The sequence below is a fragment of the Microcoleus sp. AT8-B5 genome, from assembly GCF_036705565.1.
In the GTDB taxonomy this organism is placed as follows: domain Bacteria; phylum Cyanobacteriota; class Cyanobacteriia; order Cyanobacteriales; family Microcoleaceae; genus Microcoleus.
Genome location: NZ_JAUBUY010000101.1, coordinates 1 through 5495 on the forward strand (window position 1 = coordinate 1; position 5495 = coordinate 5495).

8 protein-coding genes are annotated in these 5495 nt (G+C 45.3%); 7 read left to right on the forward strand and 1 reads right to left on the reverse strand.

Features of this window, described 5'->3' with window-relative positions; translation table 11 throughout:
• The first annotated feature begins 342 nt into the window (after positions 1 to 342).
• A complete protein-coding gene (locus tag QUB39_RS30185) occupies positions 343 to 1293 on the forward strand; it encodes a fructosamine kinase family protein (RefSeq protein WP_333058615.1) in 951 nt (316 codons plus the stop codon).
• A 79-nt stretch (positions 1294 to 1372) separates the two neighbouring features.
• On the opposite strand, the gene QUB39_RS30190 is transcribed toward QUB39_RS30185, so the two are convergent.
• Positions 1373 to 3073, reverse strand: a complete 1701-nt coding sequence (locus QUB39_RS30190; protein ID WP_333058614.1) for an ABC-F family ATP-binding cassette domain-containing protein — start codon at positions 3071 to 3073, stop codon at positions 1373 to 1375.
• A 144-nt stretch (positions 3074 to 3217) separates the two neighbouring features.
• Between QUB39_RS30190 and QUB39_RS30195 the strand changes: the two genes are divergently transcribed.
• The 6 genes from QUB39_RS30195 to QUB39_RS30220 form a co-directional block, all read left to right on the forward strand.
• Positions 3218 to 3367, forward strand: coding sequence for a hypothetical protein (locus QUB39_RS30195; protein ID WP_333058613.1), 150 nt, complete (start codon positions 3218 to 3220; stop codon positions 3365 to 3367).
• Positions 3367 to 3849, forward strand: coding sequence for an element excision factor XisH family protein (locus QUB39_RS30200; protein WP_333058612.1), 483 nt, complete (start codon positions 3367 to 3369; stop codon positions 3847 to 3849). The genes QUB39_RS30195 and QUB39_RS30200 overlap by 1 nt, the downstream gene beginning before the upstream one ends.
• Entirely contained in the window at positions 3837 to 4205 is a 369-nt protein-coding gene (locus QUB39_RS30205) for a XisI protein (protein WP_333212831.1), read from the forward strand. The genes QUB39_RS30200 and QUB39_RS30205 overlap by 13 nt, the downstream gene beginning before the upstream one ends.
• A 164-nt stretch (positions 4206 to 4369) precedes the next feature.
• The gene (locus QUB39_RS30210; RefSeq protein ID WP_194062328.1) at positions 4370 to 4582 is read left to right on the forward strand and encodes a hypothetical protein; all 213 of its coding nucleotides are present in this window, start codon (positions 4370 to 4372) and stop codon (positions 4580 to 4582) included.
• Positions 4579 to 4863 carry a type II toxin-antitoxin system RelE/ParE family toxin gene (locus QUB39_RS30215; protein WP_194062326.1) on the forward strand — a complete coding sequence of 95 codons (285 nt, stop codon included), beginning with the start codon at positions 4579 to 4581 and terminating at the stop codon, positions 4861 to 4863. Before QUB39_RS30210 ends, QUB39_RS30215 begins: the two co-directional genes overlap by 4 nt.
• Positions 4864 to 5058: 195 nt before the next feature.
• A partial coding sequence (locus QUB39_RS30220) for a hypothetical protein (protein ID WP_333058667.1) occupies positions 5059 to 5495 on the forward strand: 437 nt, incomplete at its 3' end.

A 5495-nucleotide genomic window follows, 5' to 3' on the forward strand; every position in this document is an offset into this window, starting at 1 on the left:
TAATAGACCGAGGGCTTGACCTCTCTTTCTACATGGTGATGATGATGACTTAATTCTCTGCAGTCTTCAGGGTTTTTCACCCTTACTACTTTTTGGTAGTTTCAAAATACTCAGTGGCATCACTGAGATACTACTAATTTTTAGATGGTTAAACGCCCTGGTTCCAGCTCGAAAATAGCTCAATCCCTGGAACCATTTTTAAACAAAAGCACCTCTCTGTACAGATAGGTGCTTTGTTGTTTTTGCTAATTAAGCTTTGTTGTTTTTGCTGATTAATTTTTAATTTGCTATACCTGTTAAAGTAATTTCGATCGCCCTCAACCCTCAACACGATTTCATGCTATGTGGGAGAAAATTGCCGCGCACATCTCTGAAACAGCCGGAGAAACATTTTCGATCGACAATCGCCGTTCCGTCAGCGGTGGCTGCATCAATCAAGGCTATTATATCAGCAGCAGTTCCCGCACTTACTTCGTGAAAATCAATCAAGCTTCCCAAGTCGCGATGTTTGAAGCTGAAGCGCTGGGTTTGCAGCAAATGCGGGAAACCCAGACGATTCGAGTACCTGAGCCGATTTGCTGGGGAACTGAGGGGAATTCCGCTTATATTGTGCTGGAATGGCTGGATTTGGGAGGACGCGGGGGCGATCGAGCTTGGGAAGAAATGGGGCGAAAACTCGCCGAAATGCACAAATACACCCCCCCCAGCCCCCCCTTGCTAAGGGGGGGAGAAGAGCCTAATTCTAGCTTGCTAAGGGGGGGAGAAGAGCCTAATTCTAGCTTGCTAAGGGGATTTTTTGGTTGGGAGATTAATAATACGATCGGCTCAACTATACAAATTAATAATTGGACGGCAAATTGGGCCGAATTTTGGGCCGAACATCGGATTGGTTATCAGTTAAAATTGGCTAGGCGCCGGGGAGGTCATTTTCCGCAAGGAGAACGTTTATTAGAGATGATTCCTGAATTGTTAGCTGGTTATGAACCTCAACCCTCGCTAGTTCACGGGGATTTGTGGGGGGGAAATGCGGGGGTGACATCTGCGGGGGAACCGGTGATTTTTGACCCGGCGGCATATTTGGGAGATAGAGAAGTTGATCTTGCGATGACCGAGCTATTTGGTGGATTTCCGGCGCAGTTTTACCGGGGATATAATCAGGTTTTGCCTTTGGATTCAGGGTATGAAGAACGCAAAACTCTTTATAATCTCTATCACATTTTAAATCATTTTAAATTGTTTGGTGGGAGTTACGAGTCCCAGGCGAATCAGATGATTAGTCGAATTTTGGGTTAGTTAAGAATCAGATGCTTTTTAAACCGCAGATGCACGCAGATAAACGCGGATTTAAGGTTTATCTGCGTGGGATGCAAGTTTATTTTTGCTTAGCAGCAGCTTTTTTCTTCGCTTCTTTTTCTGCTTTTTTAGCTGCTTTTTCTGCTTCAATTTTGGCTAACTTGGCTAGCTCTTTTTCTTCAGCTATTTTATCGAGATAGTAGTGGTAATCTCCCAAATAAGGGCGAAACTCTCCGTCCCGAATCTCGACTATTTTGTTAGCGACTTGGGAGATGAAATAGCGATCGTGCGAAACGATAATTACGGTACCGTCATAATTCTGAATCGCCTCTTCCATCATCTCTTTCGCCGGAATATCGAGGTGATTTGTAGGTTCGTCCAAAATTAGCAAATTCACAGGAGTCAACAGCATTTTTGCCAAAGCTAGGCGGGCTTTTTCGCCGCCGCTTAAAGCGCCAACTTGTTTGAATACTGTTTCGCCCGTAAATAAGAAACGGCCCAACAAAGTCCGAACTTCTTCATTTTTCCAGTCGGGTACTTCGTCGTGAATCGTTTGCATCACGCTTTTATTCAAATCTAAGGCCTCTGCCTGATTCTGTTCAAAGTAACCGGGGATGACGTTGTGGCCTCCCAATTTGACAGTACCTTCAGTCGGCTTTTCCAAGCCCATAATCATCCGCAGCAGAGTAGATTTACCCGCGCCGTTGGGGCCGAGAAAGGCTATGCGATCGCCCCTTTCAATTAATAAGTCGGCTCCTAAAAATAGGATTTTTTCGCCGTAGGAGTGTACCAAATCTTCAATTATTGCTACTTCGCGGCCGCTGCGGGGTGCGGGGGGAAACCGGAAATGCAAAGTTTTTAATCCGCCGGTGGGCGCTTCGATGCGTTCGATTTTGTCTAACTGTTTCTCGCGGCTTTTGGCTTGGGTGCTGCGAGTAGCGCTGGCGCGGAATTTTTCAACGAATGCTTGCTGTTTTTCGAGTTCTTTTTGCTGGCTTTCGTAGGCGCTGAGTTGGGCTTCTCTGGCTTCTGCTTTTTGTAGCAGATAGGAGGAGTAGTTGCCAAGGTAGGTGCTGGAAACGCCGCGTTCGGTTTCGACGATTTGGGTGCAGAGCCGATCGAGAAATTCTCGGTCATGGGATACGATTACCATTGGGGTTGTCAGCCCTTTGAGGTATACTTCCAGCCATTCGATCGTTTCTAAGTCGAGGTGGTTGGTAGGTTCGTCTAGCAGCAGGATGTCGGGTTTTTGCAGGAGAATTTTGCCCAAACTCATCCGCATTTGCCAGCCGCCGCTGAAGGCGCTGACTAATCGATCGCCATCTTCGGGTTCAAATCCGATTTCGGGCAGAATTTTCTCGATTTGGGCTTCTAAACCGTAGCCGTTTAAGCCTTCAAATTGCCGTTGCAGCCGATCCATTTTGTGGATCAGTTCGTCGAGATTTTCTGGAGAGGAGTTTTCCAAGTCTCGATGGACTTGCATCAGGGATTCGTGGACTTCGTTGGCTTCGCTGAAGGCGCGCCAAAATTCTTCTTTGACGGTGCGAGTCGGATCTACTTCAAATTCTTGGGAGAGGTAGGCGATGTGGAGGCTGGCGGGGCGAATGACTTCGCCTGCGGTGGGTTCGATTTCGCCGGCGATGATTTTGAGTTGGGTGGATTTACCGGCACCGTTAACGCCGACTAAGCCGATGCGATCGCCCGGTTTGACTTCCCAGGTGACATCTTTGAGTACGAGGCCTGTGGGGTAAATTTTACTGATGTGTTCGAGTCGCAGCATTGTTGTGGGGACTGGGGAAGGGCAGGTTTAGCGGCGGATGGGATGCCGGCGCTGAGGTCGAGTTAATCTTAACAAATTTTAATTATATTTAGGGTATTGCCAGATTTTGATTTGGTAGGAGTTACGGGAAGAAACCGGGTTTCTATGAAAAATCGCAGATTCTGGGCTAGAGATATAGGAAGAAACCCGGTTTCTGGCCTCGATGTGGGTTCAGGACTATTTGGGTGGGGCGATCCTCTTCGAGGGCAACGCTTACGGGCGATCGTGTTGTTTGAGATTGAATTTCTCGAATAATGGTTGAGACTTCTGCACATTATAATAGTCAGTGTCAACCTCGATCGCAAAAGAGAGCGATCGTGCCAGCAAGAGACATTTATCATCAAGTTGTCAAACAGGCTCTGATTAAGGCTGGCTGGACAATTACCCACGATCCGTATCCCTTGGCTTGGGCGAAGAGAAACCTATCGATCGATCTTGGTGCCGAACAGCTATTAGCTGCTGAGAACAACGATCGCAAGATAGCCGTTGAAGTTAAAAGTTTTATCAGAGAGTCTAGAATTGCAGATTTAGAGCAAGCTTTGGGTAAATATACTCTTTACTATGACATCGCAAAACGGACGGAATCAGAAAGACAACTGTATCTGGCAATTCTACTAAATGCTTTTACAGAGCTTTTTGAAGGAGAAAATTTTGGTCAGATATTGCTAGATAATAACCGCCTAAATTTGGTTGTTTTCAACCCAAAAACCGAGGAAATAGTACAATGGATAGCTTAAATAATTATCGCCAACTTGTTAGACAGCTCCTTACTGAATACGCTGAGATTCCCGTTTGTGATAGTGGGACGCAAAACGCCACAATTTTTGATGTAGAAAATGACCGCTATATGTTAATCAATATAGGTTGGTTTAACGAGCAGCGCATTCACCATTGCGTGATTCATATTGATATTATTGATGGTCAGGTGTGGATTCAAGCAAATAATACCGATCGCCTGATTGCTGAGGAGTTAGTTGCAGCGGGAATTCCGGCTAAATCAATTGTTTTGGGACTGCAACCGCCTGATGTTAGACCGTATACTGCTTATGGAGTGCCTTGTAGTGAACAGCAGCGAGAATCCTTGAAAGTATGATGGAGTGGAAGGGATTTGACTTGGAGGGCGATGCCCTACGGGATAGCTTCGCTTCACGCGCTTCAACTTTAAAGCAGGCGATCGGAGGTGCCATCGCCTTCAGCAAATTCCCTTAAACTCAAGTAAAATAAGACAGCCATTATCGCCACAAAACCTAATTCACCATGCAAACCTCAACATTTGACAGCATTTTAGACGAGATCGAAACCTTGTCTATAGACGAACAAACTGCTTTACTTGTCATCATGCACCGGAGACTTAGCGATCGCCGTCGCACCGAAATTGCTGCTAACATTGCACAAGGAAAACAAGACTATCAATCTGGAAAGGTCTTTCGAGGTACAGTTAATGAAGCGATCGCGGAGCTAAACCGTTGAAACTTATCACCTTTGCTCAATCATTTAAACGTGCTTACAAAGCCCTCATTCGCAAACACCCGGAACTACAGCCCAAAGTTGAAGCTATTTTAAGACTTTTGGCAGAAAACTCTTTCGAGCCATCACTACAAACACACAAACTCAAAGGTCAGTTAGCGGGATCTTGGGCTTGTTCTGTGGAGTATGACTGTCGGATTGTATTTAATTTTGTTGAGAATCCAGAGTCAGGAGATGAGGAAATTCTCTTGCTTGATATTGGTAGCCATGATGAGGTGTATTGAAAATGCTAGTTTATGCGATCACCTCTTTCTATCTGCTTTTTTAATATGGAAGAAAGGTATCCGCTCAATAAATAGGGGTAACAGAAAAAACTGTAGTTTAGACTAACTAAAGATGAGAACGGTGGCCCAAGAAAAACTAGAGCCACCGTTAAGGAGAGAATGAGGGTGAAAAATAACAACCTATTCACTCCTTAAATGAACAGTGAACGATTAAAGGACTTTCGTCAAGAAGCATACGAGTTATTGGTACGAGGCAAGGATGCAACATTCGAGCTCATGGATGCAGTGATGACCACCAGTAATTCGTCATGTTTGGCCGAATTTTCGCTCAATCCATTATTTAATCGTCAATGGTCAAGCGTTTACGAGGCATTGCAAGACTGTAGGCCAGACCGGAAAAAACTGATGCTGCTGTATCTCCAGCAATTAGAACAGCAAGTACCCGTAGCAGAACATCTGTTAGTGGCAATTGACCACACTGCATGGGGGAGACCAGATGCTAAAACATTAAAAGATAGAACCCATGAATATCAGGGGGGCGTAATTATTGGACAAGGGTACAGTACAATTGCGTGGAGTGCGACTCGTTTAATCCAAATGGATAAAGAATATCCAAGGACGATTAGCCTAAC

Bases quoted from the DNA above. Each gene is read 5' to 3' on its own strand.
- QUB39_RS30190 (WP_333058614.1), bottom strand. From the start codon at position 3,073: ATGCTGCGACTCGAACACATCAGTAAAATTTACCCCACAGGCCTCGTA.
- QUB39_RS30210 (WP_194062328.1), top strand. From the start codon at position 4,370: ATGCAAACCTCAACATTTGACAGCATTTTAGACGAGATCGAAACCTTG.
- QUB39_RS30195 (WP_333058613.1), top strand. From the start codon at position 3,218: ATGAAAAATCGCAGATTCTGGGCTAGAGATATAGGAAGAAACCCGGTT.
- QUB39_RS30185 (WP_333058615.1), top strand. From the start codon at position 343: ATGTGGGAGAAAATTGCCGCGCACATCTCTGAAACAGCCGGAGAAACA.
- QUB39_RS30205 (WP_333212831.1), top strand. From the start codon at position 3,837: ATGGATAGCTTAAATAATTATCGCCAACTTGTTAGACAGCTCCTTACT.
- QUB39_RS30200 (WP_333058612.1), top strand. From the start codon at position 3,367: ATGGTTGAGACTTCTGCACATTATAATAGTCAGTGTCAACCTCGATCG.